This is a genomic window from Candidatus Streptomyces philanthi, from assembly GCF_059553635.1.
Window position 1 is genome coordinate 1 of sequence record NZ_JCANQV010000059.1, and the last position, 24986, is coordinate 24986.

25 protein-coding genes are annotated in these 24986 nt (G+C 71.9%); 17 read left to right on the forward strand and 8 right to left on the reverse strand.

What is annotated here, in order from left to right; translation table 11 throughout:
• The 4 genes from AC51EU_RS10055 to AC51EU_RS10070 form a co-directional block, all read right to left on the reverse strand.
• A partial coding sequence (locus AC51EU_RS10055) for an MFS transporter (protein ID WP_496266409.1) occupies positions 1–1509 on the reverse strand: 1509 nt, incomplete at its 3' end.
• A gap of 124 nt (positions 1510–1633) precedes the next feature.
• Positions 1634–2458, reverse strand: a complete 825-nt coding sequence (locus tag AC51EU_RS10060) for an aldo/keto reductase (protein WP_496266410.1) — start codon at positions 2456–2458, stop codon at positions 1634–1636.
• Between the two features lie 92 nt (positions 2459–2550).
• Entirely contained in the window at positions 2551–3237 is a 687-nt protein-coding gene (locus AC51EU_RS10065; protein ID WP_496266411.1) for an HAD family hydrolase, read from the reverse strand.
• Between the two features lie 32 nt (positions 3238–3269).
• A complete protein-coding gene (locus AC51EU_RS10070; RefSeq protein ID WP_496266412.1) occupies positions 3270–4064 on the reverse strand; it encodes an AfsA-related hotdog domain-containing protein in 795 nt (264 codons plus the stop codon).
• Positions 4065–4365: 301 nt separating this feature from the next.
• Between AC51EU_RS10070 and AC51EU_RS10075 the strand changes: the two genes are divergently transcribed.
• The 7 genes from AC51EU_RS10075 to AC51EU_RS10105 all read left to right on the forward strand — a co-directional run bounded on the left by AC51EU_RS10075 (position 4366) and on the right by AC51EU_RS10105 (position 11001).
• Positions 4366–5334: an aldo/keto reductase gene (locus AC51EU_RS10075; protein ID WP_496266413.1), complete on the forward strand. Its 969-nt coding sequence runs from the start codon at positions 4366–4368 to the stop codon at positions 5332–5334.
• Positions 5335–5400: 66 nt separating this feature from the next.
• Positions 5401–5871, forward strand: coding sequence for a MarR family winged helix-turn-helix transcriptional regulator (locus AC51EU_RS10080; protein WP_496266414.1), 471 nt, complete (start codon positions 5401–5403; stop codon positions 5869–5871).
• Between the two features lie 486 nt (positions 5872–6357).
• Positions 6358–6534 (forward strand): hypothetical protein, encoded by a 177-nt coding sequence (locus AC51EU_RS10085; protein ID WP_496266415.1) that lies wholly within the window; start codon positions 6358–6360, stop codon positions 6532–6534.
• A 35-nt stretch (positions 6535–6569) separates the two neighbouring features.
• On the forward strand, positions 6570–7595 hold the full coding sequence (locus AC51EU_RS10090) for a 3-oxoacyl-ACP synthase III family protein (protein ID WP_496266416.1): 1026 nt from the start codon (positions 6570–6572) through the stop codon (positions 7593–7595).
• The gene (locus AC51EU_RS10095) at positions 7592–9256 is read left to right on the forward strand and encodes an FAD-dependent monooxygenase (RefSeq protein ID WP_496266417.1); all 1665 of its coding nucleotides are present in this window, start codon (positions 7592–7594) and stop codon (positions 9254–9256) included. The genes AC51EU_RS10090 and AC51EU_RS10095 overlap by 4 nt, the downstream gene beginning before the upstream one ends.
• Before the next feature lie 48 nt (positions 9257–9304).
• Positions 9305–10339, forward strand: a complete 1035-nt coding sequence (locus AC51EU_RS10100) for a 3-oxoacyl-[acyl-carrier-protein] synthase III C-terminal domain-containing protein (protein ID WP_496266418.1) — start codon at positions 9305–9307, stop codon at positions 10337–10339.
• A gap of 65 nt (positions 10340–10404) precedes the next feature.
• The gene (locus AC51EU_RS10105) at positions 10405–11001 is read left to right on the forward strand and encodes a cysteine hydrolase family protein (RefSeq protein ID WP_496266419.1); all 597 of its coding nucleotides are present in this window, start codon (positions 10405–10407) and stop codon (positions 10999–11001) included.
• Here the strand turns inward: AC51EU_RS10105 and AC51EU_RS10110 are convergent.
• The gene (locus AC51EU_RS10110) at positions 10887–11777 is read right to left on the reverse strand and encodes a helix-turn-helix transcriptional regulator (protein WP_496266421.1); all 891 of its coding nucleotides are present in this window, start codon (positions 11775–11777) and stop codon (positions 10887–10889) included. The two genes, AC51EU_RS10105 and AC51EU_RS10110, sit on opposite strands and share 115 nt — an antisense overlap.
• A gap of 83 nt (positions 11778–11860) precedes the next feature.
• Positions 11861–12652: an SDR family NAD(P)-dependent oxidoreductase gene (locus AC51EU_RS10115; protein WP_496266422.1), complete on the reverse strand. Its 792-nt coding sequence runs from the start codon at positions 12650–12652 to the stop codon at positions 11861–11863.
• Between the two features lie 277 nt (positions 12653–12929).
• Between AC51EU_RS10115 and AC51EU_RS10120 the strand changes: the two genes are divergently transcribed.
• The 3 genes from AC51EU_RS10120 (at position 12930) to AC51EU_RS10130 (ending at position 16624) form a co-directional block, all read left to right on the forward strand.
• Positions 12930–13901 (forward strand): SDR family NAD(P)-dependent oxidoreductase, encoded by a 972-nt coding sequence (locus tag AC51EU_RS10120; protein ID WP_496266423.1) that lies wholly within the window; start codon positions 12930–12932, stop codon positions 13899–13901.
• 473 nt (positions 13902–14374) lie between these two features.
• A complete protein-coding gene (locus AC51EU_RS10125; RefSeq protein WP_496266424.1) occupies positions 14375–15214 on the forward strand; it encodes a polysaccharide deacetylase family protein in 840 nt (279 codons plus the stop codon).
• Positions 15215–15883: 669 nt separating this feature from the next.
• Positions 15884–16624: a class I SAM-dependent DNA methyltransferase gene (locus tag AC51EU_RS10130; RefSeq protein ID WP_496266425.1), complete on the forward strand. Its 741-nt coding sequence runs from the start codon at positions 15884–15886 to the stop codon at positions 16622–16624.
• 190 nt (positions 16625–16814) lie between these two features.
• Here the strand turns inward: AC51EU_RS10130 and AC51EU_RS10135 are convergent, their stop codons facing one another.
• Positions 16815–18056: a hypothetical protein gene (locus AC51EU_RS10135; protein ID WP_496266426.1), complete on the reverse strand. Its 1242-nt coding sequence runs from the start codon at positions 18054–18056 to the stop codon at positions 16815–16817.
• Between the two features lie 487 nt (positions 18057–18543).
• Positions 18544–19083, reverse strand: coding sequence for a putative immunity protein (locus AC51EU_RS10140; protein WP_496266427.1), 540 nt, complete (start codon positions 19081–19083; stop codon positions 18544–18546).
• A gap of 411 nt (positions 19084–19494) precedes the next feature.
• On the opposite strand from AC51EU_RS10140, the gene AC51EU_RS10145 reads away from it, so the two are divergent.
• The 7 genes from AC51EU_RS10145 to AC51EU_RS10175 all read left to right on the forward strand — a co-directional run bounded on the left by AC51EU_RS10145 (position 19495) and on the right by AC51EU_RS10175 (position 24893).
• Positions 19495–19953 (forward strand): protein-tyrosine phosphatase family protein, encoded by a 459-nt coding sequence (locus tag AC51EU_RS10145; RefSeq protein WP_496266428.1) that lies wholly within the window; start codon positions 19495–19497, stop codon positions 19951–19953.
• Between the two features lie 540 nt (positions 19954–20493).
• Positions 20494–21318, forward strand: coding sequence for a HipA family kinase (locus tag AC51EU_RS10150; protein ID WP_496266429.1), 825 nt, complete (start codon positions 20494–20496; stop codon positions 21316–21318).
• Positions 21315–21710: a DUF3037 domain-containing protein gene (locus AC51EU_RS10155; RefSeq protein ID WP_496266430.1), complete on the forward strand. Its 396-nt coding sequence runs from the start codon at positions 21315–21317 to the stop codon at positions 21708–21710. The genes AC51EU_RS10150 and AC51EU_RS10155 overlap by 4 nt, the downstream gene beginning before the upstream one ends.
• A gap of 221 nt (positions 21711–21931) precedes the next feature.
• Positions 21932–22693 carry a 3-oxoacyl-ACP reductase FabG gene (gene fabG, locus AC51EU_RS10160; protein ID WP_496266431.1) on the forward strand — a complete coding sequence of 254 codons (762 nt, stop codon included), beginning with the start codon at positions 21932–21934 and terminating at the stop codon, positions 22691–22693.
• A gap of 36 nt (positions 22694–22729) precedes the next feature.
• Positions 22730–23494, forward strand: coding sequence for an SDR family oxidoreductase (locus AC51EU_RS10165; RefSeq protein ID WP_496266432.1), 765 nt, complete (start codon positions 22730–22732; stop codon positions 23492–23494).
• Between the two features lie 116 nt (positions 23495–23610).
• The gene (locus AC51EU_RS10170) at positions 23611–24279 is read left to right on the forward strand and encodes a uracil-DNA glycosylase (RefSeq protein ID WP_496266434.1); all 669 of its coding nucleotides are present in this window, start codon (positions 23611–23613) and stop codon (positions 24277–24279) included.
• A gap of 110 nt (positions 24280–24389) precedes the next feature.
• The gene (locus AC51EU_RS10175) at positions 24390–24893 is read left to right on the forward strand and encodes a hypothetical protein (protein WP_496266433.1); all 504 of its coding nucleotides are present in this window, start codon (positions 24390–24392) and stop codon (positions 24891–24893) included.
• Positions 24894–24986: the final 93 nt, after the last annotated feature.

A 24986-nucleotide genomic window follows, 5' to 3' on the forward strand; every position in this document is an offset into this window, starting at 1 on the left:
CAGCAGGGCGACGACCGGGGTGACGACCACGAACATCGCGAAGAGCACCCACAGCACCGTGTGCAGGGCACCGGTGTACGCCCCGTTCGCGACGGACGTGAACGCCTGCCGGGCCGAGGCGGGCTCGACGGTCCGCACGGCCGCGTCCAGACTGCCCTGGTTGAGCAGGTTGGCGACCTCGGCGGGCTTGTCGGCGTAGGGCGTGCGGAAGGACGCGAGGTCGTTGCCCAGGCCGGTGCGGGTGAAGCTGACCAGCAGGGAGCCGACGACGGCGATGGAGGCGGCCTCGCCGGCCAGGCGCATGGTGTTGAACATGCCGGCGGCCATACCGGCCCGTACCGCCGGGACGCTGCTGACCGCGGCGCCGTCCAGCAGGCCGAAGGAGATGCCGGTCGCGATGCCGATGAGCAGCAGCGGGCCGAAGATGGTCCAGCGGGAGACGCCGGGGCCGATCACCGTCAGCCAGGCCACGCCGGCGGCCAGCAGGGCGACGGTGAGGACGAGTTGCACCTTCGCGGGGATCCACCGCGTCAGGAACCCGGCGATCACCGGGAGGACGAGTGTGGCACCCGTGAGCATGATCAGCGTCAGGCCGGACTCCTCGGCGGTGAGGCCGTCGACCGCCGAGAAGTAGGTGGGCAGGGAGACGAGCAGCGGGGTGAAGCCGAAGACGACGACGACCGCAGTCAGGCACAGGGCGAGGAACTGCGGCTGGGCCAGCAGGCTCAGGTCGAACATCGGCTGCGCCTGGCGGCGTTCGACGATCACGAAGGCGGCGAGCAGCACGACGGTGCCGGCGAAGGAGCCCAGCACCAGGGGGCTGACCCAGCCGGCCTGCGGACCCTCGACGAGGGCGTAGATGAGCAGCAGCAGGGCGCCGGTGAAGGTGACGGTGCCGGCCTTGTCGATCCGGCCGCCCTCCGGGTTGCGGGACTCGGGCAGCAGCGGGGTCAGCGCGACGACGGCGAACGCAATGACGGCGGGAACCAGGAAGACGGCGCGCCAGCTGAAGTTGCCGACGAGCAGGCCCGCGACGGTCGGGCCGAGGGCGAGACCGACGCCGGTGGTGGTGCCGAACACGCCGAACGCGCGGGCCCGCGCGGGGCCGTCGAACGCCTGGGCCAGCAGGGCGCTGCCGCTGGGCAGGGCGGCGGCGGCGCCGAGGCCGGAGGCGGCGCGGGCGATGTCGAGGACGACGATGTCGCCGGCGAGGGCGGAGACCAGCGCGCCCACCGCGTACAGGGCGGTGCCGGCGAGGAAGACGCGGCGGCGGCCGAGCAGGTCGGCGAGGGAGCCCGCGGCGAGGATGAAGCAGCCGAAGACGAGGTTGTAGCCGTTGATGGCCCACTGGAGGGCGGAGAGGCCGGCGTGCAGGTCCGCGCCGATGCTGGGCAGGGCCACCGAGGTGCCGGTCATGGACAGCGGCAGCAGCAGGGCGGCCAGGCACACGGACAGCAGGACGAGGGCGGGCCTGCGGGCGCCGCCGGGGGTGGTGGTCGGTGAGGTCATGGCGTGTTCCGCCTCCGGGAACGGGGGTGCGGGTGGGGGTGTGACGCGGCACCTCCGCCGCCGGCGCCCCGGTGGTCACGGGGGACCGGGGCGCCGACGGCGGGGTGCGGGGCACCGGCAGCGGTCAGACGGTGACGAAGGTGTCCGGGTCCGGGCCGAGGCGGTTGCCGGTGTTCAGCGCGTCCAGGACGGCGAGGTCGCCGGCGTCCAGGGTGAAGCCGAAGACATCGAGGTTCTCCTTGATGCGGGCCGGGGTGACCGACTTGGGGATGGCGACGTTGCCGATCTGGAGGTGCCAGCGCAGCACGACCTGGGCGGTCGACCTGCCGTGCTTGGCGGCGATGTCCTGGACCCGCGGGTCCTTCAGGACGGTGCCGCCCTGGGCCAGCGGGCTCCACGCCTCGGTGATGATGCCGTGGGCGGCGTGGAAGTCGCGCAGGGCGCGCTGGGAGAACGTGGGGTGCAGTTCGATCTGGTTGACGGCCGGGACGACGTCGGTCTCGTCGAGCAGCCGCTGGAGGTCGGGGACGCGGAAGTTGGAGACGCCGATCGCGCGGACGCGGCCGTCGGCGTACAGCTTCTCCAGGGCGCGCCAGGTGGGCACGAACAGGTCGCGGGCGGGCACCGGCCAGTGGATGAGGTACAGGTCGATGTAGTCGAGGCCGAGGCGTTCCATGCTGTCCTCGAAGGCGGCCAGTGCCGCGTCGTGGCCCTGATGGTCGTTCCACAGCTTGGTGGTGACGAAGAGTTCGGAGCGGTCGATGCCGGAGCGGGCGAGGGCGCGGCCGACCTCGCGTTCGTTCTGGTATCCCCAGGCGGTGTCGATGCTGCGGTAGCCGGCTTCCAGGGCCTGGGTCACGGCCGTCTCGTCGGGCACCTGCCACACGCCGAAGCCGAGCTGTGGGATGTGCACGCCGTTGTTGAGGGCGAGGGTGGGTACCTGCGTCATGGTGTCCTGATCCGTGTGGAGGGATCCAGCCGGGCCCGGGTCCGGGTGGCTGGTCTGGCTGGTGGATGGGGCGTGGTGGTGCGCCCGGGCGGTCAGAGGGCGGCGGCGTGCGGCAGGCCGGGCAGCCGGTGCCAGCCGTGGGCGTCGACCTCCTGGGCCAGCCGCGGGTCGTCGCCGACGACGACGGGGTGTCCGACGAGGCGGAGCAGGTCGAGGTCGGAGGCGTGGTCGCCGTAGGCGTGGCTGTGCGCCAGGTCCAGGCCGGCCCCGCGGGCGTAGGCCCCGGCGGCCCGCGCCTTGGCGGGGCCGATCATCGGCGCCTCGATCTCGCCGGTGAGCAGTCCGTTCTCGACCAGGGGCCGGGAGCACAGGACGGCGTCGGCGCCGAGGTACCGGGCCAGCGGGTCCGTACAGGCGAAGAAGGAGCCCGAGACGAGTACGGTGCGGTCGCCGTCGGCGGCGTGGCGGCGGAAGGCGGCCACGGCGGGCGGGTGGAAGAGCCGTCCTTCGCGGTGGCGTTCGGTGAACCACCGCTGTCCCAGGGCGGCGAGGCCGGCGTGCGGCTGTCCCGCGTAGAGCCGGTAGTAGCGGCGGTTGATCTCCTCGCGGGGCGCGCCGTCGGCGGCGCGGCGGCGCAGGTCGGCCATCGTCCGGTCGTAGGTGCCTTCCGGTGCGCCTTGTGCGGCGTAGTGGAACGCGAGGAAGTCGAACATGCTCTTGACGCCGATCAGGGTCTCGTCGACGTCGAAGAACGCGGCCGTGAGGGCGGGTCGGGACACGGTTGCTCCCTGCTTTCGGTGCGGCGGACGGGTCAGTTGACGGCCCGCTCGGCGCGCTGCCGGTGCAGCTCCTCACGCCGGTCGGCGAGCAGTTGTGCGACCACGCGCTCGGCGCGCCGGGTCTCCTTGGTCGAGATCAGCCCGTGCTCGTAGGCGGTGAACTCGACGTCGCACAGGGCGGCGCGGCGGCCGGCCTGGCTCACGGCGATCTCCACGTGGAAGGAGAGCCGGTCGGGGCTTTCGACGGAGGCGCTGAGGATCTCGTAGTCGATGACGGCGTCGAGGGGGAAGAGGAAGTTCTCGTACTCGGTGCCGAACTTCTTGATGACGTAGTAGTACTGGTGGTCGGGCCAGGCGGAGGCGTAGAAGAGTTCGGTGACGGCCAGGAACATCTGGCGTCCGGCCTCGGTAATGACCATGCCCTGGACGTGCTGGCCCGTGGTGTGGTCCAAGAGCAGCTCGTTGTCGTTGTCCAGGCGCAGGTCGGCCCGGTAGCTGAGGGCGTCCACCTGCCGGACATCGGCGAGCAGGACGTTCTCCTCGCGGTGCTTGTGCGCCTCGCCGCGCAGGGCCAGGCGGGAGGAGTGCTCGGGCAGCGCGATCCTGCCCTGGAGTTCGTGACGGATGATCTCGCGCTGGATGTTGGCCCAGTCGTAGGCGCTGACGCCCTGGCCGTTGAGCAGTTGTACGCGTGTGCCCGGGGCGTCGAAGCGCCCCGCCCTCAGGTCGGCGGTGAGGCGGCTGGGAGTGCTCACTCCCGCGTGGGAGGCCAGGGCCGAGAAGCGGTCGCCGACCACATAGAGCAGTTCGGTGGTGCCGGACGTCATGCGAATCCCCCTTGTGACGTACTGACGTCGAGTCAGTTTGTGCACTTGTCCCGGTCCCGTCAGGCGCCGGCAGGGCGCGTGCCGGGATCAGGACTCGGGACAATATCAGGACTCTCATACATGTCGCACTACTGATTCATGTCATCAGGGTCACACTGTGTCCGTGAGGCTGTGCGTGAGGTATGCGGACCGCAAAGTTTCGGCCCGAAGGGCCCAAAACAACAGGTGGTGCCGCATTCCGCATTCTGTGTACTCTGATCCATATCAGGATACTGACAATTGGGTGAGAGGGTGTCACGTCATGGAAACGTTGCGTTCACTGGGCAGCGACGGGCCTCTGGTAGGGCCGATCGGTCTGGGCTGCATGGGGATGAACTGGGTCTACAGCAGTTCCTCGCAGGGCGCCGAGGACTCCCTCGCCGCCCTCCGGCACGCCGTCGACCTGGGCATCACCCTCCTGGACACCTCCGACCTGTACGGGCCGTTCACCAACGAGGAACTGCTCGGCCGCGCACTCGCGGGGCGGCGCGACCGCGTCACCCTGGCGACCAAGGGTGGACTGCGCGTCGCCCCGGACTCCCGCCCCGGGGCCGTACGGATCCACCCCGACGGGCGGCCTGGACATCTGCGCGCGGCGGTCGAGGGCTCGCTGCGCCGGCTCGGCACGGACCGCATCGACCTGTACTACCTGCACCGGGTCGACCCGCGGGTGCCGCTGGAGGAGAGCTGGGGCACGCTGGCCGAGCTGCGCGAGGAGGGGAAGCTGCGGCATTTGGGACTGTCCGAGGTCACCCCGGAACAGCTCGACCGGGCGCACGCCGTCGCGCCGGTCACCGCCGTCCAGTCCGAGCTGTCGCTGTGGTCCCGCGACCCGCTCGACGCGGTACTGCCGTGGTGCCGGGCGAACGGCGCGGCCTTCGTGCCCTTCTCCCCGCTGGGCCGCGGCTTCCTCGCGGGCCGCTTCTCCGCGGACGCGCGGCCGGATGCGGGCGACTTCCGTGCCGGGCTGCCGCGCTTCCAGCGGGAGGCGCTGCGCGCGAACCAGAGGATCGCCGACGGGGCCCGTGCCGTCGCCGAACGGCTCGGCGCCACCGCGGCGCAGGTCGCGCTGGCCTGGACGCTCGCCCAGGACGAGCGGGTGATCCCGATCCCGGGCAGTACCCGCATCGCGCACATCGAACAGAACGCCGCCGCTGCCGCGCTGCGGCTGACCGAGGAGGACCTTGATGCCCTGAACTCGCTGCCCCCTGCGGTCGGGGACCGGTACTGAGGCGCAGTATGTGTTCAGGACCCTGATGTGGATGAGGGTCCTGCACCGAACAACAGGAGCGTGAACATGACGAGAACGCGAGCCGCGGCCGGGGCCCACACCCCTCTCTCGGACCACTTCAACGACCGGACGGGCCATGTGATCAAGCGCGCGGAACAGCACCTGATCAGCGAGAAGAGCCACGCCCTGCGCACTCTCGACCTCACCGTGCCGCAGTACGTGGCACTCCTCGTGCTGCAGCGCCACTCGGGTCTGTCCGGTGCCCAGCTGGCACGGGAGTGCATGGTCACTCCCCAGACCATGACCACCGTCCTGAACAACCTGGAGGGAAAGGGCCTGATCACCCGCGCCACGTCCACCGTGCACCAGAAGGTACTGGTCGCCGATCTGACCCGGTCCGGGCGCGCACTGCTCAAGAAGGCGGACAAGCTGGCGTGCGCGGTGGAGGGAAGGATCGACGAAGAGTTCACGGATGAGGAGCGCAAGCAGTTGCACGACCTGCTGGAGCGTGCGATCTCGGCACTCCGGCGCGGCTGATTCCCTCCCCCCTTCCGCTGTTACGTCCGTGTGCATCCGGATCACCCCCGCTTCCGGATGCACACCGGGCGAGCCGGGAGTACCGGACGTTCCGCAGGGCCTGTACGGGATGACCACGAGTCAGCCGTGCGGGCCCTGCGGCATGTCGCGGGCCGGTCGCCGTACCAGGGTGCCCCACCCTGTCACACGTCGTTCACGTGGGGGCAAACTGTTTAACAGAGCTTTGACACAAGTATGTTCTGAACCCTGATACACGACAGGCTACTGGTCACTCATAAATCCGCTCTGACCTGCATATTTCTCAGGGCTGAAGTGCCAGTTGTCGCGATTATCACACTCCCGAATGGCTTGATTTCTTGAGTAAGAGCTCTGATACCTTCGGGCCTCGTAGGGAGAGCGATCTCGCTCCGGGGGAACCTGCTTGTGATCCCGGCGCTCCATGTCCCGGTCCGCTCGCGCCGACCGGAAACACTCCAGGGAGAGCCCATGACCGACCACATTCCGCCTGCTGGGGAACGCGGCCGTCCGCGCGCCGCGACGCCGCGCGACACACCCGATGCGGACACCGGACTCTGGTACACGCTGGCCGGGCCGCTGGAAGAACCCGCCCCGCCCCGCGCGGTGAGCTACACCCTCACCGGCCCGCTCGACGACGCCCACTGACGCTCCTCGTGCCCAGCAGAACGGACGGTCCCACCATGCCCAGCCAGCCCACCGGAAGAACCGGCCCGACAGGCGTCCTCGGCACCGGCTCGTACCTCCCCGCCCGCGCCGTCGGCAACGACCGCATCGGCGCGAACACCGGCGTCACGGACGAATGGATCGTCCGCAAGACCGGCATCCGCAGCCGCCGCTACGCCGCCGGGGACGAGGCCACCTCCGACCTCGCGGCACACGCCGCACGCGCCGCGCTGGCCGACGCCGGCATCAGCCCCGGCCAGCTGGCCCACCTCGTCGTCGCCACCTCCAGCCCTGACCACCTCCAGCCCGCGACCGCCGCCATCGTCCAGCACCGCATCGGCGCCCACGGCGCCTGCGCCTTCGACGTCAACGCGGTCTGCAGCGGCTTCGTGTACGCCCTGCACACCGCCCACCGCCTCCTCGGCCAGGGCGGCCACGCACTCGTCGTCGGCGCCGACATCTACTCCCGCGTCGTCGACCCCGCCGACCGCCGCACCGCCGTCCTCTTCGGCGACGGAGCCGGCGCCGTCGTCCTCGGGCCCGTCCCCGAAGGCCGCGGCCTGGGACCCGCCGTCCTGGAGACCTTCGGCGAACTGCACCGCACCATCCGCGTCCCCGCGGGCGGCAGCCGCCTGCCCGCCTCCGCGCGGACCCTGGAGAGCGGCGACCAGTACTTCGCCATGGAGGGCCGCGACGTACGGGACTTCGTCGCCGCGCGCCTCCCCCTCTCCGTCAAGCAGACGCTCGCCGAGGCCGGCCTGTCCGCCGACGACGTCGACCACTTCATCCCGCACCAGGCCAACGGCCGCATGCTGGAGGGCCTCCTCCCCGGCCTCGGCCTCACCCGCGCCCGCACCCACTTCACCGTCGAGCGGTACGGCAACACCGGCGCTGCCTCCGTCCCGGTCACCCTCGACGCCGCCCGCCGCTCGGGCGCACTGCGCGACGGCGACGTCGTCCTGCTGTCCGCCTTCGGCGGCGGCATGGCCGTCGGCAGCACCGTCCTGCGCTGGTCCGCCAACGACACCGAAGGAGCCGAGTGACCGCCCCCGCCGCCCTCACCACACCGCCCGCCCACCCGGCCCGGCGGCCGGTCCTCGTCGTCGGGGCCGGCCCCGTGGGCCTGACCGCCGCCGCCGAACTGCTGCGCCGCGGCGTGGACACCCACCTCGTTGACCGGCTCCCCAAGGCGTCACCGCTGTCCAAGGCCCTGCTGGTGTGGCCGCGGACCCTGGAGGTACTGCGCCGCCTCACCGACCCGGCCGCCCTCGACGCCCGCGGCCTGCCGGTCCCCGCCTTCCGCTACTACTCCGAGGGCCGCCCCGTCGCCGAACTGCCCCTCACCGGGCGGATGCGGCCGGTGATCCTGCCCCAGCCCGAGATCGAGGACCTGCTCTCCGGTGCCGTCCACGCCCTGGACGGCACCATCGACCGGGAGACCACCCTGGTCGCCCTGGAACAGCGCGCCGACCACACCGTGGCCGTCCTCGCCGGCGCCGACGGCACCGAACGGCGCCGGGAGTACGCGTACGTCCTCGGCTGCGACGGCGCCACCAGCACCGTCCGCGACCTGCTCGGCCTGGAGTTCCGCGGCCTGACCTACCCGAACACCTTCATGCTCGTCGACGCCTACGTGGACGGGCCCCTCGAACACGACGTCGCCCACTACTTCTGCTCCGCCAAGGGCGTCCTCGTCCTCCTCGGCCTGCCGTCCGGCCGCTGCCGCGTCTTCACCTCCGGCCCGCCCGGACTGCGCCCCGAGGACGCGACACCGGAGATGATGCAGGGCCTCGTCGACGCGCGCGGCCCCGGCGGACTCACCCTGCGCGACCCCGACTGGACCAGCACCTTCGCCGTGCACGCCCGGCACGTCGACACCTACCGCGCAGGCCGGGTCTTCCTGCTCGGCGACGCCGCGCACATCCACAGCCCGGCCGGCGGCCAGGGTCTGAACACCGGCATCACCGACGCCCACAACCTCGGCTGGAAACTCGCCGCCGTATGGCGCGGCGAGGCCGCCCCCGACCTGCTGGACAGCTACCAGAGCGAACGCACCCAGGTCGCCCGCGCCGTTGTCCGGCAGGCCGACGTGCAGACCCGCGCCTGGATGCTGCGCGACCGCCGGCAGGTGGCCGCACGCGACACCGCGGCCCGGTGGAGCGCCCGGCTCGGCCTGTTCGGCCTGGACTACGTGCCCTGGCTCGCCGGACTGCGCACCGTCTACGGCGACGCCCGGCAGACCCGGCTGCGCAGCTGGAAGCAGTGGGAACAGCGCTACGTCACCGGCGCCCTGGTCCCCGACCGGCCCGTCTGGAACCGGGCCGCCGGCCGCCGCCAGCCGCTGCGTGAGGCCCTGAGCGACCTGCGCTGCACCCTCCTGGTCGACGCGCCCGAGGGCCTGCCCGCCCCCGTCCGCGACCTGCTCACGAACACCGCGGCACGCTACGGCGGCCCCACGGGAGCCCTGGAACTGCGCGCCCTGGACCGCGCCGGCACTCTCCACGACGACCTCGGCGCCCTGCCCGCCCGCACCGGCGCACGCACCCGCCGCAACGGCGCCCGGCTCGTCCTCGTCCGCCCCGACCACCACATCTGGCGGCAGACCGGCGAGGACGACGGGGACGGCATCGCCCGGCTCCTCGACGAGGTCCTGACCCCGCTGTCCGCGGGCGCACCCGCGGAGAGGGCCACCGCCCGCGGGTGAACCACCGCCCGCGGACACCCACCACGAACGCCGAGGACAAGGACACCGATGCGCTTCGACCCACCGGTCCGCATAGCGGCCATGGCCACCTGGCTCCCCTCCGGGCGGGACACCCTGGAGCGGGCCGTCGCAGAGGGCCGGGCCGACCCGGACCGCGCCGCCGCCGACGGATATCTCGAACTGCCGGTCAGCGACGGGCCGTCCGGCCCCGAGATGGCCGTACGGGCGGCCGGCAAGGCCCTGGCCGACGCCGGCTGCCCGCCCGGGTCCCTCGGCCTGACCGCCCACGCCTGGATCCACCACCAGGGGCACGACTTCTGGTCACCCGCGCACTACGTGGCCCGGCGGACCGGTGCCCACCGCGCCCTGCCACTGGGCATCCAGCAGATGTGCAACGGCGGCGCCACCGCCGTCGAGACCGCCGCCCTCCGCCTCACCGCCGACCCGCAGACGAGCCGCGCCCTGGTCACCACCGGCGACCGCTTCAGCGCCCCCGGCTTCGACCGCTGGCGCGGCGACTACGGCATCGCCTACGGGGACGGCGGCACCGCGCTCGTCCTCGTCCTCGACCGCGACCGCGGCCCCTACCGGCTGCGGGCCCTGCACACCGTCGCCGCCAGCGAGTTGGAGGCCGTGCACCGGGGCGACGACCCGTTCTCCACCGCCCCCAGGGCCCACGGGGAGCGCGTCGACGTCCGCCGGACGAAGAAGGCGTACCTGCGCGACCACGACGGGGAGCGTTTCCACGCCACCCTCCGGGCGGGCGCCCGCGACGTCGTCGCCGGCGCCCTCGCCGAGGCCGGGCTCGCCCCGGACGATCCGCGTCTGAGCCATCTCGTCCTGCCCCGGCTCGGCCGCAGACTCCTGGACGACGCCTATCTGCCCGCGCTCGGCGACCTCGGCGTCACCGGCGCCGAGATCCTCGACCTGGGCGCCCACACCGGCCATCTGGGCGCGGGCGACGCGGCCGCCGCGCTGGCCGACCTGCACGGCCGCAGCCTGCTGGAGCCGGGCCGCAGCGCACTCGTCCTCAGCGCGGGGGGCGGCTTCACCTGGAGCGCGCTCGTCGTGGAGGCGTGCTGACCGAAACCACACCCCGCGCACCACCCGTACCGCCCGCCACACCGAAGAACCGGAACACTGCCACCATGACTTCTTCCGACAGCCCCCTCCTGGCCCCCGGCACCACACTGATGCTGGTGGACATCCAGAAGTGGATCGTGGAACGGCCCGCCGCCCCGCTCTCCGGGGCCCAGGTCGTCACCGCGGCCACCCGCCTCAAGGAGGCGTTCGAGGCCGCGGGCCTGCCCGTCGTCCTCGTCCGGTACGCGCGGATGGACGGCAGCGACGGCGGACCCGACGGGCCGCCCAACCGCTTCCCGGAAGGCGTCGGCGCCACCCCCGGGAACGTCGTGGTGACGAAGTACGCCATCGACGCGTTCGACGGCACCGACCTCGCCGCACGACTGCGCGCCCTGGGCACCACCTCCCTGGTGGCAGCCGGCATCACCACCGAGTACGGGGTGCTGGAGACCGTCCGCACCGCCGTCCGGCTCGGCTATCCCGTCACCGTGGTGGAGGACGCCATGACGGCGTTCTCCACCCGCAACCACCACACCGCCCTCGCCCTCTACCGCGGCCTCGGCGCCGGCATCGTGCGCACCGACGAGGTCTGCGCCCCCGCGGACCAGGACAGCAGCAGCCGCAACGCGTCCTCGGAGGGACTGCCCGCCTCCGGGGCATAGGTGATCAGCGCCTGGGAGGGGTCGTCGGCCGGCCGCAGGGTCTCGTAGGACAGGACGAGGCCGCCGACGACCGGATGCCGGAATCCCTTGACCCCCGACGTCTTGTCCCGCACCGGGTGCTCGTCCCACCACCGTCGGAACTCCGCGCTCCTGGCGGAGAGTTCGCCGATCATCTCGGTCAACGCGGCGTCGTCGGGCCGCAGCCCCGCCTCCCGCCGCAGATAGGCCACGTTCTCGCGGGCGCACTCGGCCCAATCCGCGTACAGGTCACGGGACCGCGGCCGCAGGAACGTCATCCGGGCGATGTTGCGGTCCGCCGGCTCCATCGCGTCCAGGTCACCGAGCAGCGCGCTCGCCGCGCCGTTCCAGGCCAGGATGTCCATCCGCCGCCCCATCACCAGCGCCGGCAGCGCGTCCAGCGACTCCAGGAGCGTGCGCAGCATCGGCCGGACCCGCTGCGGCGCCGCCGTACGGGACCGGGCCCGGCGACGGGACCCCGCCGGGGCGGCGATCCGGTGCAGATGACGGGTCTCCTCCGCATCTAGCCGCAGCGCGCGGCCCAGGGCGTCGAGGACCGCAGGGGAGGCGTGGCGCACCCTCCCCTGCTCCATGCGCGTGTAGTAGTCCACGCTGACACCGGCGAGTTCGGCGACCTCCTCGCGGCGCAGCCCCGCCACCCTCCGGGGCCCGGAGGCCGGCGGCAGCCCGACCTGGTCCGGCAGCAACCGGGCACGCCGGGAGCGGAGGAAGTCCCTGAGAGCGGGCATCGTGTCCATGCTCCCATTGTCACCGCGCACGGCCGCGCGGAGCCCGCACCCGCCAGGGCCGGGCTCCGCACCGGTTCCGGGCGACGCGCCCGTCAGGACGGGACCTTCACCACCAGCCCGCCGTCCACGGCGAGATCCTGTCCGGTGACGTACGACGACCGCGGCGACAGCAGGAACACCACCGTCTCCGCGACGTCCTCGGACCGGCCCACGCGCTGCAACGGCGGCCCCACCCGTGTCGCCTCCCGCCCGGCCTCGTCCGTGATGATCGCGTCGTACATCTCCGTGTGGATGTAACCGGGACTCACCGAGTTCACCCGGACGCCGCGCCCGGCCAGACCGGCACCGAGTGAACGGGCCAGGTTGTGCACGGCCGCCTTGGTCGCCGCGTACACAGGGGCGCCCTCCATACCGCGGTGCAGGGTCCACGAGGCGTTGATGACGACGGACCCGCCGCCGTCCGCCACCAGCAGCGGCAGGAACCGCTGCACGGTGAAGAACACCCCCTTGAAGTTGACGTCGACCAGCGTGTCGAAGTCCTCCTCGGTGGTCTCCTCGGCGGCACCGAAGATGCCCGCCCCCGCGTTGGCGAAGAGGCCGTCGAGCCGCCCGTACGTCTCGGTGACGTGCTCGACGAGGCGGTCGGTGTCGGCCAGGCTCGCGGCGTCGGCCCGGACGGTCAGCAGCCGGGCGCCGCCGCCGGACACGTCGTCCAGCCGCTCGGCCGCACGGCGCAACCGCTCCTCACCGCGCCCGGTGAGGGCGACCCGCGCCCCCGCGGCCAGCAACCGCCGCGCCGTGGCGAACCCCATGCCGCTGGTGCCGCCGGTGACCAGGACGACCCGGTCGGCGAACTCGTCCCCTGTGGTGGTGTGTTCCGTCATACGGCCACCCTGCCAAGGGGCACGGGGCGCAACCAGGTCCTGGTTTTCCCCCTCTGGGCAGGCGGGCCAGGGGCCGCGGCGAAGGTGCCCGGAGGGCAGAAGGCGCTCCGCGGCGGCTGCCCGTGACGGGCCGGGAGCGGGTCGGCGGGATGCCGGCCGTCCGGCAAGGCTGTCGGTGATCCGTCGGCGAGGTGTCGGGGGCCGCTGGAACCGTGGGTGCCGAGCTGTCCCGCGGGGCAGCCGCAGCCGCCTCCGACAGCAAGGGAGCCTCTCCGCCGTGTCGTCCACATCCTCCGCCCTGCCCTGGGACGTCCACCGGCTGCCGCGTGCCGACGGCAGCGTCTTCCTGGTCACCGGCGGCAATGCCGGCATCGGGTACTTCGTCGCGGAGCAGTTGTCCGCAACCGGAGCCACTGTCGTACTGGGCAGCCGGAACCCCGCCAAGGCCGAGGCCGCCACGGCCTCGATCCGGTCGCGTGTCCCTGGCGCGCGGGTGCGGTCCGTACGGCTGGACCTCGCCGACCTCCCGACGCTCGGAACAACGGTGGAATCACTGGATGTGGAACACCTCGACGCGGTGGTCCACAATGCCGGCGTCGCGCTCGACGCCCCGCCGCGCCAGGGGACCGGGGACGGCCACGAGGCCATGTTCGGCACGAACCACCTCGGGCACTTCGCGCTGACCCACCGGCTGATGCCGCTGCTGTCGGCCGCGCCGGCGGCCCGCATCGTGACCATGGGCAGCTTCGCGGCGAAGTCCGAGCGGCTCGACCTCGATGACCTGCAGTCCCGGAAGGAGTACCGGCCCAAGCGCACCTACGGACGCTCCAAGCTGGCGCAGATGTACTTCGGCCTCGAACTCGACCGCCGCCTGCGCGCCGTCGAGAGCACGGTGGCAAGCGTGGTGGTCCATCCCGGCGGCGCGCTGGACTCCCTGACCCCGTCACGGCCGCCGGTCCATGTGCGGACCGCCGGTGCTCGGCTCCGCGGCGCACCGGCCGCCCTCCTCGTCCAGGGCAAGCACGCCGGCGCATGGCCCGCGGTCCGAGCGGTGCTGGACCCCACCGTGCGCGGAGGGCAGCTGTGGGGGCCGCGTGCCTTCGGCCTGCGCGGCAAGCCCCGACGCGAACCGGTGTGGAACCACCTCGCCGACACCTCCGTAGCGGCGCGGTTGTGGGACGCCAGCTGTGACCTGACCGGCGTCGACCCCGGCGCCCTCCCCGGACAACCCCGGAAGCGCGCTGACTGACAAGCGTGGCCGAACGCGCACGCCGCGCTGGCCGGAGCATCGGGGTCCTCTTCCGCCACTACGCCGCCGGGTGCCTGGCCGGCCTCCGCGAACAGGCCGACCGCCTCATCGAGCGGCCCGTGCTCCGGGCAGACCGAGCGAAAGGCATCTGGCGGGCACAACCGGTCCAGATGCCTTTTCCGTGCCCCTGGAACAACCTCGTCTCCTTCGCCGGGCACGACACCAGCAAGTTTCTTCGGCTGCTGGTGGTACCCCGTCTGCGCGGCTCCGGCCAGTACGAATGCGCATTTCCGAGGGGCACGGTCGGACGTTGGCCCGGGGGATGGCCCACATCGTGGAGGAGAGGCCGGTGCGGCCGCGTAGACGGGTTGCTGACCTCGTTGCGACGTCACTTGAGGGAATACGCGCACTCGGAGGCGGTGTTGGCGGGAACACGACGACCAAGCGCCCCGGCACTCGACGAAAGAGCCTCCATGCCGCTCAACCTGCCCGAAGGTAAGCGTCTCGCCGTCAACATCGGCGTCGACTTCGACGCGCAGTGCGCGCCCTTCGGAGACACGTCCAAGGCCAGCCCCGCGTTTCTGTCGCGCGGAGATTTCGACGTCGAGGTCGGCACCCCGCGCCTGCTCGCGCTGTTCGAGAAGTATGAGATCCGGACGACCTGGTGCACCCCCGGGCACACGCTGATCACGTTCCCGGACAGCATCCGGTCGGTGCTCGACCACGGGCACGAGATCGCCGCGCACGGCGCGTACCACGAGTCGGTGCCCTCGCTCACCGAGCAGGAGGAACGGCGGCTGATGGAGTTGCAGCTCAGCCAGCACGAGAAGATCGTCGGTCGGCGCCCCCGCGGCTACCGTTCACCGGCTTGGGACTTCTCCGACGCCACGCTCGGCATTCTTGAGGAGTTCGGCTTCGCCTGGGACAGCTCGTTGATGGGCCGCGACTTCACCCCCTACCGGCCGCGCACCGTCGTGGTCCACCGAGAGGAACCGAACGAGTTCGGTCCGCCCAGCTCGGTGCTCGAACTGCCCGTGTCCTGGTACATGGACGACGTTCCCGCACTCGACCACGTTCCTGGGATGCTCGCCGGGCTCATGTCGACCGAGGGGGTCTTCGCACGGTGGCGGGACACCTTCGACTACGCCTATGAGAACGAGCCCGGCGGCGTCGTGATCCTCACCGTGCACGGCCTCGTGCGCGGGCGGGCACACGCGATCATGATGCTGGAACGGTTCATCCGCCACGTGCGGCAGCACGACGATGTGTGGTTCGCGACGCTGAGCGAGATCCACGACCGTTGGAGCGACTGAACGCACGAGCCGGACGGTGCGGCCGATCAGCCGCACCGGCACCGAACAGTGGTTCATTCGGACACAGATCTGGCTGCGGTTCGTGCAGCCCCCGGCCCATCGCTCGTGCAGGTAAGGCGTGAAGTCGTCGAGCGTGGTCATGCGGTTCTGCCGCCGTCCTTGGAACAGTTCTTCCGGCCTCCCGGCGTCCGCCGGTCGCTGGACGGTTCGGTAGGTCAGGCCGAGCCGGCGCTGGAGTGAGCGTCGGCCATGGCCGGCTGCCGACAGCGCGCGAACGGTGACGTGCTTGGCGCGAGTACGGTCCTCGAACGCCCCCAGGGGCGTCGACCAGCTGGGCGCCGGCGCGGCCGGCCAGGGCGAGGCCGACCTCGGCCGGCGTGGACCGTGTTCGTTCGGTCCGTTGGCCGTACCGGCGGGTCAGGTCCGCGACCTGCTCGACGAACGTCCGCCGCTCGCAGCGGGGCCGCCAGCAAGCTCAGCGGTCACAGGGAGCAGGCACAGCAGACCATAGAAGTTGGACCAGAACCGAAGCTCGGCAATATCACTCTCCCGTGAAAAAGGGCGTGCTCACCACTGAGCATCAGACCTTTCGGAAAGTCACCTGCGGAGCCGGCCGACGGAAGGTAAATGCGTCGACAGAGCCCTCGGCGCCCGGCAAAGTGGATGCCCGTGACGAGCAGTGAGCTGTGGACCCGTGCGACCGCCGAACGTTACGACGCCGAGGAGACCGCGATGTCCTCGGCCGCCGTCCTCGAACCGACTCTCGCCTTCCTCACCGAGCTCGCCGGAGACGGCCGGGCGCTGGAGTTCGCCATCGGAACCGGACGAGTGGGCGTCCCGCTGCGGGAACGCGGCGTTCCGGTCGTGGGCATCGAGCTGTCCGAGCACATGGCAGCGGTCCTGCGTCGCAAGATCGGCGAGGACACGCTCCCGGTAGCCGTCGGGGACATGGCCACCACCGTTGTCCCTGGCGAGTTCACCTTGGTCTATCTCGTCTACAACGCCATCACGAACCTGCTCTCACAGGACGAGCAGGTCGAGTGCTTCCGCAACGCCGCACGTCATCTGGCCCCCGGCGGCCGATTCGTCATCGAGCTGGGCGTGCCGCCGTTGCGGTTCCTGCCGCCCGGCCAGATCGCGGTGCCGTTCGATGTGTCCGAGCAGCATCTCGGCTTCGACACCTTCGATCTGGTGGAGCAGATCCTCGTCTCACACCACTTCACGCGCGACGGCGGCGACGGCCGCTACCGCCGCGGTAGCTCCCGGCACCGGTACGCCTGGCCGGCGGAGCTGGACCTGATGGCCAAGATCGCCGGGCTTGAGCTGGAACGTCGCGTCGCGGACTGGGACGGGGCGCCGTTCACCCAGGACTCCGCGAGGCACATCTCCGTGTGGCGGAAACCGGTCTGAGACCGGCCACCGGACCACCGGACCACCGGACCGTCAACGTCAGCGTGCCTGCGCGGGCCTTCGCGCAGGCTGGTCCGGTCGGGCCCGGTCGCGGGACCGGGCGGTGGCCGAGGCCGGTCCGAGGCCCGCCCGGGTACGGGATGCCGATTCGGCCGGTCCCGGGTGCTGCTGCGTGACCACTGACGAGAGCTCAGCAGATGCGGACGTGGGGCAACTGGTTGTCCCGCCAGCTGAAGTAGATGTTGCTGACGTAGCCCTGGTACTGGGGCAGGTAGGCCCACCACTGGTTGGTGACGCCCTCGGCGGTGACCGGCTGGCCTTCCTTCTGGCAGGCGACCAAGACCTCGGCACCCGCCGGGAGGTGGGTGACAACGGTGCTCTGGAGCGTCGTCCCTGCGCGGACCCGGACGCCGGCGCTCCAGGTACCGAACCAGGTGCCCTCCGGGCGGCCGACGCCGGGCAGGTCCAACGAGCGGGTGAGCCGGCCCAGGTCGGTGTACGCCGTGCCGAACGACGTCCCGTCGCCGTGCAGTGTCAGCACCGCGACCACATAGCGGTCGCTGGGGCCCACCGTGCCGGTGGTGTGCAGCACGGGCCCGTCGGCGTCCACCTCGTCGCGGCCGGCGGTCGTGGCCCGCCGCGCGATCGCCGCCTGGGGCGCGGCGCTCGCGGCACCCCGGGGGACGGCCTCCGTGTTCCGGTCGGCGCCGGCCGCGGGCGCGCCTGTGCCGCGTGCGGAGGCCGACGTGTCCTGCAGGCAGTCGCTCTGTGGGCCGAAGCCGGACCAGCCCTGCTTGACCGCGTGCGGTCCGGTGAAGGACGCCGGGATGCCGAACCGCTGGTCGAACCCGTCGGTGCCGCACCGGGTGGACCGCCGAAGGTTCCCCATCACCGTGTCGCGGACCGGCGCCGGCGCTTCGTCCAGCAGGTAGCGGTAGACGCGGACCGTGTCGGCCGCCGAGATCGCGGTGTGGCCCCAGGCTCCCGACCGGTCCGCCGGGGGCGGTGCGGTGTCCCGCAGCCCCAGGCGCCCGACCATCCGCTCGACGATCGCCCTTCTCCCGTTGAGGTCCCAGAAGCGGGAGGCGGCAGCGTCGTCGCTGCTGCGCAGCATGACGTCGATCCGGGCCCGGTCGGTGGGCGGAAGCTCGTAGGACGGCCCGCGGTTCCACATGTGGTCCAGCGCGATGAGGAGTTTGACCACCGAGGCTGAACGGAACCGCATCGTGGTGTTGCGCTGTTCGGTGAGGCGGCCGGTCTGCCGGTCGAAGACCGCCACCCCGGCCGCCGTGATGCCGGTGGGCGCCTCGACCTGTCCGCGGCGCGGGCCGGCGGCCGAGGAGGAGCCGGCCGCCGCTTCCCGTGCCGGGGCGGCCGCGGCGGTGCCCGCGATCGTCGTCGCCAGCGCCGCGCCCAGCAGAGCGAGCGTCAAGGAGAGAGGCGTTCGCCGGGTGCGCGATCTCGGTGCCGTGGTGGTGTCGCCCGGCCGTGTGGGCGGGAGGGTTCCGTCGGTGGCCGCGGAACATGGTGTGCTGACGGACACGTCGCCCCCTGTGGCGGTGCCTGCCGACCGCCCTGCTGGACGGCCGATGCGCGGGATGTCAGGTGAGAATGAGGACACTGTGCCTTACATGGTGGTGTATCGGGCAGTCGGATTTCGGTCTCGCGGGGCCCGTCGTCAACGACACGCGCTTGTGGCCGCGGCGTTTCGTTACGCCGCCCCGGCAGCGGGCACGAAGTGCAGCCTGGGGCGGCCACCGGGCCCGCCGAATGCCCCGTCTGCACCGCCGCCGTGAACGCGGGCCGAACGCTTCCTCACCCGCGTCGGCCCGGGACGTGTAGCGAAAGTCGCAAGGTGCACGGCTTCGTGCGCGTCAGCCGATCACGAGAAGCAGTGACGTCTCCCGAGGCGATGGGTCTCAGCGCGATGCGCGCAGGGAAGCGTCCAAGCTGCTCATGAGGTGGGCAACGCGGCTCCTGCCTGTTGGCGCGAGCGGGTACCGGTTGAGAATGTCGATGAGGGCCGGCGAGGCGCGTCGTCTGGCCTGATCGAGGAACTCGTCCCCGACGGTGGGGTCATCGCCTGCACGCAACTCGATCACGCGCGCCGCACATGCGGCCCCGCGCAGGATGTGGCCCACCTGGGTGGCCTTCGCGATGGGGTGCAGATACGCGGCGGCTGCGGCGTCTCCAGCGGCGCGCGCGGCGAGAGGTGCGGCTCCGGTGGGCGCTTCCTTCGCGGCGCGGTGCGCGTCCAACGCGGCGACGCGCTGCAGCTTGGTCCTTCTCGCCCCGTTCACGAACTCCCAAGCAGCATCAACGGCTGCACGAGGCCGAGGATCACCGGGAACTCCCTCCTCGAACACCGGAAGGACTTCCTGAGCGCTCTCCGCCACGTAGCGCGCCACGACGCGCAACTCGTCCACGGTCAGCGCGAAGTCGCCGGCGCCGGTCGTCATGACCCGATTCTCTCATCGACGCGCCGGCCGGCGACGCAGCCGTGCTCGGCCGCGTGACCACTGCCCGCGCTGCCTGGCGCCCCGCCGCCTCGGCCGCGGGGCGCCAGGTGACCGACCCGCTTGGTCGTCGTGGTCGGCCGGCCGCTCGCCGACGACGCACGGTTCACGGGGGCGGCTCCATCAGTCGCCCCGAGTTGTTCAGGTCTCCCGGCACCCTGGCGGACCGTGAATTCCGCCTCGGCGAGTTATCGAGGTGCCGAATATCCTGCCGATCCTGCCGGGCCAACTGGGCGCGTTCGAAGGGGCCGTGCTGGCGTGACGTGACGGTGTGCTGCTTCCGCAGATAGCCTTGGGGGCTATTGCCATGGTCGGCAGATCAATTGCCAGAGACCGATCGGAACGGAATTCATCATGACCGAACCGTGGAACGCCGATACCCCCAAAGTGATGACGCTCCCCTCGGGGCGGAGGGTTCGCGGACGTGCGCTCAGGCACGACCTTCCGGAGGGGCAGACTCCCACGTTGGCCGTACACGTGACGGAGCAGCGGCCGCCCGAGGTGCCGTGGGAGTCCCTGTGGATTCCCTGGCGGGATTTCTGGCTTCCCGCTGATTCCATGGACGCTGTGCGCGAACTCCGCGTGGCGTACGACCGTGCCACGGACGAACGCTTGGAGATTTGTTGCGGGGGCGGCGTCGGGCGAACCGGAACGGCTCTTTCCGCGTTATGTGTCTTCGAGGGCATGAAGCCCAAAGAGGCGGTCAAATGGGTGCGGCAGAACTACCACTCCCGTGCGGTCGAGGTGCCGTGGCAACGACGTTTCATCCGCCAGGTGTTCACCACCGGCGCGGCCGGCCAGGAGCAGTCGTAGGGGTTGGCTCCTGTGGTCTGCGGCGGAGAGGCCGACGAGGAGGGGCAGTCCGTTCGTGTCCGGCAGGACGTGCATTCTGGAACCGCCTTGCCGAGGCCCGCGGAGCTCGGGCCTGTGAGTCCGAGCCTTTCGGCGCCCGGAAACCGGCTTTGGGCAGGGGCGGCACCATCCTGCCGCGTGTCGAGGGAGCGGAGTCGTGGCGGTGGGAGGCCGTGCCGAAGGGCGGTTCCACGGGCTGTGGCGTATCTGCGGCTCGGTACGGGGGAACGCGAGGTCCGTGATGCCGTCGGTGCGACGGGTCGGATATTCCGTGCGGACTGTCACTCCTGGTTACTATGCTCGCTTCGTGCCGGAGGCCGGGAGCGAGCGGGAGCGAGGGGCGCACCGCCCTAGGCGGCCTGCTGGGGAGACGGGGGGCCGAGCCGGTCGATCGAAACTCCCCGGATTCTCCCCAGGGGCGGTGGACGTTGACCGACCGCCCTCCGATTGCCCGACCGCGACCATTGTTTGCAAGGCCACCATCCTAGATTGCCTGGGGAAATGCTGAGAGAAGTCATTGCGACCCGCTACGTCACGCCGTTGCGTGAGGGCGGGTCGTTGCCGGGGATCGTCGAAGCCGACGATCTCGGTACGTATGTCATGAAGTTCACCGGTGCGGGGCAGGGGCGGAAGACCCTGGTCGCCGAGGTCGTGTGCGGGGAGTTGGCGCGGCGGCTGGGGCTGCGGGTGCCGGAGCTGGTGCGGATGGAGCTCGATCCGGTGATCGGTCTGGGGGAGCCGGACCAGGAGGTGCAGGAGCTGCTCAAGGCCAGTGGGGGGCTCAATCTGGGGATGGACTATCTGCCCGGGGCCCTCGGGTTCGATCCGCTCGCCTTCGAGGTGGGGGCCCGCGAGGCCGGGCGGGTGGTGTGGTTCGACGCGCTCGTCAACAACGTCGACCGGTCGTGGCGCAACCCCAATCTGCTGGTCTGGCACGGCGAACTGTGGCTGATCGACCACGGTGCCACCATGATCTGGCACCACAACTGGCCCAGCGCGGAGAAGGCGGCGGTCCGTCCGTACGACGCCTCCGACCACGTCCTGGCCACGTTCGCCCCGGATCTCGAAGCGGCCTCCGCCGAGCTCGGGCCGCGGGTCACCGAGGAGCTGCTGACCGAGGTCGCGGCCGAGGTGCCGGACGAGTGGCTGGTCGACGAGCCCGGGTTCGACTCGGCGGACGCGGTGCGCCGGGCGTACGTGAGCGCCCTGGCGGCGCGCGCGGCCGTGATCGGCGACAGCATCACCATCGGGGAGCGCAGCGCGGACAAGCCGTCGCAGGCGCCCGGATGGCTGGCCGGAAAGCTGCCGCGGAGGACCGTGAAGTGAGCGGACTGCACAACGGGCGCGACGTGTTCGAGTACGCGCTGCTGAAGGTCGTTCCCCGGGTGGAGCGCGGCGAGATGATCAACGCGGGGGTGGTGGTGTACTGCCGGGCCCGCCGGTTCGTCGAGGCCCGTACCCACCTGGACGAGGCCCGGCTGCTGGCCCTCGACCCGTCCGCCGACGTCGAGGGCGTACGGGCCGCGCTGCGCGCCGTCGAGGGGATCTGCCGCGGGGGCGAGGAGGCCGGGCAGGCGTCCGGGGAGGACGCCGGGCGCCGCTTCCGGTGGCTGATCGCGCCGCGCAGCACGGTGGTGCAGCCGGGGCCCGTGCACACCGGGCTGACCGCCGATCCCGCCGCGGAGGCGGAGCGGCTGGTGGACCTGCTGGTGCGCTGAGGGAGCGCCGTCCGGCGGTCGGCGGGACGGCGGCGTTGCGATGGGCCGCCGCGCGCCGGGCCGGCGCCCCCGTGGGCGTGACCCGGTGGCGCGGTGGCGGGCGTTGACAGCCGGTGGCGGGGCTTCTAGCGTCACCCCTGCTGAAGATACTAAGCGGTTGCTCACCTTCGGGAACGAGTGAGGGACCGCTGGTCGAGGTTCCGAGGGTGAGGAGATCCCGTATGTCCACCACCGAGCAGCGCGTCGCCGTCGTGACGGGCGCGGCCCGCGGCATCGGCGCCGCCACCGCCGTCCGGCTGGCGGCCGAGGGCCGCGCCGTCGCCGTGCTCGACCTCGACGAGGCGGCCTGCGGCTCCACCGTCGACGCGATCACCGGGGCGGGCGGCCGGGCCCTCGCCGTCGGCTGCGACGTCGCGGACGCCGCGCAGGTGGAGGCGGCCGTCGCGCGGGTCGCCGAGGAACTCGGCGCGCCGACCGTGCTCGTCAACAACGCGGGGGTGCTCCGCGACAACCTGCTGTTCAAGATGAGCGAGACCGACTGGGACACGGTCATGAACGTGCATCTGCGCGGCGCGTTCCTGATGACGCGCGCCTGCCAGAAGCACATGGTGGACGCCACCTTCGGCCGGGTCGTCAACCTGTCCTCCAGCTCCGCGCTCGGCAACCGCGGCCAGGCCAACTACTCCGCGGCCAAGGCCGGCCTCCAGGGCTTCACCAAGACCCTCGCCATCGAACTCGGCAAGTTCGGCATCACCGCCAACGCCGTCGCGCCCGGTTTCATCGCCACCGACATGACCGCTGCCACCGCCGAACGCGTCGGCATGGGCTTCGAGGACTTTCAGGCGGCGGCCGCCTCCCAGATCCCGGTGCGGCGCGTCGGCCGCCCCGAGGACATCGCCAACGCCATCGCCTTCTTCACCGGCGAGGCGGCCGGCTTCGTGTCCGGCCAGGTCCTGTACGTCGCCGGCGGCCCCCTCGACTGACCGCCCACCGACCCCCATCCACCAGGAGCACAGGACATGACAGGACAGGACCTGCCCGAGCCCACCGGCAAGGTGGCGCTGGTCACCGGGGCCAGCCGGGGCATCGGCCACGGCATCGCCAAGGCACTGGTCGCCCGCGGCGACCGCGTCGTGATCACCGGCCGCAACGAGGAGACCCTCGCCGAGGCCGTCACCGCGCTCGGCCCCGACCGGGTGATCGGCGTCGCCGGCAAGGCGCACGACGAGGCCCACCAGGCCACCGCCGTCGAGCGGGCGATGGACGCCTTCGGCCGCGTCGACTACCTCGTGAACAACGCCGGGACCAACCCGGTGTTCGGCCCGATCGCCGACCTCGACCTCGCCGTGGCGCGCAAGGTCTACGAGACCAATGTGATCTCGGCGCTCGGCTTCGCGCAGCGCACCTGGCACGCCTGGCAGAAGGACAACGGCGGCGCGATCGTCAACGTCGCCTCCATCGCCGCCGTCAGCGCCTCACCGTTCCTCGGCGCGTACGGGATGAGCAAGGCGGCCATGGTCAACCTCTCGCTCCAGCTCGCCCACGAGTTCGCGCCCGTCGTACGGGTCAACTCCCTCGCGCCCGCGGTCGTCAAGACCAGGTTCGCGGCCGCGCTCTACGAGAACCGCGAGGAGGAGGCGGCGGCCCGCTACCCGATGGGGCGCCTCGGCGTCCCCGAGGACATCGGCGGCGCGGCCGCCTTCCTGCTCTCCGACGACGCCGGCTGGATCACCGGCCAGACCCTGGTGATCGACGGAGGACTCTTCCTCAACGCGGGCGTGTGACATCGGGCCGGGCGGAGGCCCCCTCCGCCCGGCCCCCGCACCGCGTTGTCAGTGGCCGCCGGTAGGTTCTGTGGAAGAACGGAACGCACACCGGAGGTTGTTACGTGGAGACCGACATGCTGCCCGAGTCCTGGCGCGGCGTCCTCGCCGACGAGCTGTCGCAGCCCTACTACAAGGAGCTGACCGGGTTCGTCGAGGAGGAGCGGGCCCGGGGGCCGGTCTATCCGCCCCGCGAGGAGGTCTTCGCGGCCCTGGAGGCGACACCGTACGACCAGGTGAAGGTGCTCATCCTCGGGCAGGACCCCTACCACGGCGCGGGCCAGGGCCACGGCCTGTGCTTCTCCGTGAGGCCCGGTGTGAGGACGCCGCCGTCGCTGCGCAACATCTACAAGGAGATGAAGGAGGAGCTGGGCCACCCCGTCCCGGACAACGGCTATCTGATGCCCTGGGCCCGGCAGGGCGTCCTGCTGCTGAACGCCGTGCTCACGGTCCGCGAGGGCGAGGCGAACTCCCACAAGGGCAAGGGCTGGGAGAAGGTCACCGACGCGGTGATCCGCGCCGTCGCGGAGCGGCCCGACCCGGCCGTCTTCGTCCTGTGGGGGAACTACGCCAAGAAGAAGCTGCCCCTGATCGACCAGGACCGGCACGTCGTGGTGCAGGGCGCCCACCCCTCCCCGCTGTCGGCGAAGAAGTTCTTCGGTTCCCGCCCCTTCACCCAGATCAACGACGCGGTCGCCGCCCAGGGGCACGCGCCGATCGACTGGCGCATCCCCGACCTGGGCTGAGCGCCACCGGCGTGCCGCACACACCGCGCGGCACGCCCGGCCGCCGGTTAGCGTCGAGGGAACGCCGAGGGAGAAGGCCATACGGCGGCGGACGGACGCGGGAGCGAACGGTGGCGGACGAGCGGCGGGAGGAGGAACCCGAGGACGGGGTACCGACCCGGATCGGGCAGGCGATCATGCTGCACCGCGCCGGCGACCGGGAGGAGGCGCGCAACCGCCTCGGACGGCTGTGGCACGAGATCGGACCGGACGGCGACGCCTTCCACCGCTGCACCCTCGCCCACTACCTCGCCGACACCCAGGACGACCCCAGGGACGAACTCGACTGGGACCTGCGGGCCCTGGAGGCGGCCGAGGGGTTCGTCACCCGGCGGACCGGCGGTGCGCCGGGCCCCCGCCACCCGTTCGTCGCGCTGCGGGCCCTGTTCCCCGTCCTCCATCTCGACCTCGCCGCCGACTACCTGGCACTCGGCCGCCCCGCCGAGGCCCGCGCCCAGCTCACCCGGGCCCGGTCCTGGGTGGACGCGCTCACGGACGGCGAGCACCGGCAGCGGCTGCGGACCGAGGTCGTCCGCCTGGAGGCCCGCCTCGGCGGCCGGGATCAGCGGCCGTAGGTCTGCCGGCAGATCCGGTGGGCGGCGCCGTCCTGCGACCAGTGCGCGAACTCGCGCCCCAGCGCGCAGGGGTCCACCCCGGGCGGCAGGGCC

Coding starts and splice junctions, on each gene's coding strand:
- fabG (WP_496266431.1), top strand. CDS start 21,932: ATGTCCACCACCGAGCAGCGCGTCGCCGTCGTGACGGGCGCGGCCCGC.
- AC51EU_RS10110 (WP_496266421.1), bottom strand. CDS start 11,777: ATGGACACGATGCCCGCTCTCAGGGACTTCCTCCGCTCCCGGCGTGCC.
- AC51EU_RS10170 (WP_496266434.1), top strand. CDS start 23,611: ATGCTGCCCGAGTCCTGGCGCGGCGTCCTCGCCGACGAGCTGTCGCAG.
- AC51EU_RS10090 (WP_496266416.1), top strand. CDS start 6,570: ATGCCCAGCCAGCCCACCGGAAGAACCGGCCCGACAGGCGTCCTCGGC.
- AC51EU_RS10100 (WP_496266418.1), top strand. CDS start 9,305: ATGCGCTTCGACCCACCGGTCCGCATAGCGGCCATGGCCACCTGGCTC.
- AC51EU_RS10125 (WP_496266424.1), top strand. CDS start 14,375: ATGCCGCTCAACCTGCCCGAAGGTAAGCGTCTCGCCGTCAACATCGGC.
- AC51EU_RS10140 (WP_496266427.1), bottom strand. CDS start 19,083: ATGACGACCGGCGCCGGCGACTTCGCGCTGACCGTGGACGAGTTGCGC.
- AC51EU_RS10070 (WP_496266412.1), bottom strand. CDS start 4,064: ATGACGTCCGGCACCACCGAACTGCTCTATGTGGTCGGCGACCGCTTC.
- AC51EU_RS10080 (WP_496266414.1), top strand. CDS start 5,401: ATGACGAGAACGCGAGCCGCGGCCGGGGCCCACACCCCTCTCTCGGAC.
- AC51EU_RS10165 (WP_496266432.1), top strand. CDS start 22,730: ATGACAGGACAGGACCTGCCCGAGCCCACCGGCAAGGTGGCGCTGGTC.
- AC51EU_RS10060 (WP_496266410.1), bottom strand. CDS start 2,458: ATGACGCAGGTACCCACCCTCGCCCTCAACAACGGCGTGCACATCCCA.
- AC51EU_RS10145 (WP_496266428.1), top strand. CDS start 19,495: ATGACCGAACCGTGGAACGCCGATACCCCCAAAGTGATGACGCTCCCC.
- AC51EU_RS10115 (WP_496266422.1), bottom strand. CDS start 12,652: ATGACGGAACACACCACCACAGGGGACGAGTTCGCCGACCGGGTCGTC.
- AC51EU_RS10150 (WP_496266429.1), top strand. CDS start 20,494: ATGCTGAGAGAAGTCATTGCGACCCGCTACGTCACGCCGTTGCGTGAG.
- AC51EU_RS10085 (WP_496266415.1), top strand. CDS start 6,358: ATGACCGACCACATTCCGCCTGCTGGGGAACGCGGCCGTCCGCGCGCC.
- AC51EU_RS10105 (WP_496266419.1), top strand. CDS start 10,405: ATGACTTCTTCCGACAGCCCCCTCCTGGCCCCCGGCACCACACTGATG.
- AC51EU_RS10075 (WP_496266413.1), top strand. CDS start 4,366: ATGGAAACGTTGCGTTCACTGGGCAGCGACGGGCCTCTGGTAGGGCCG.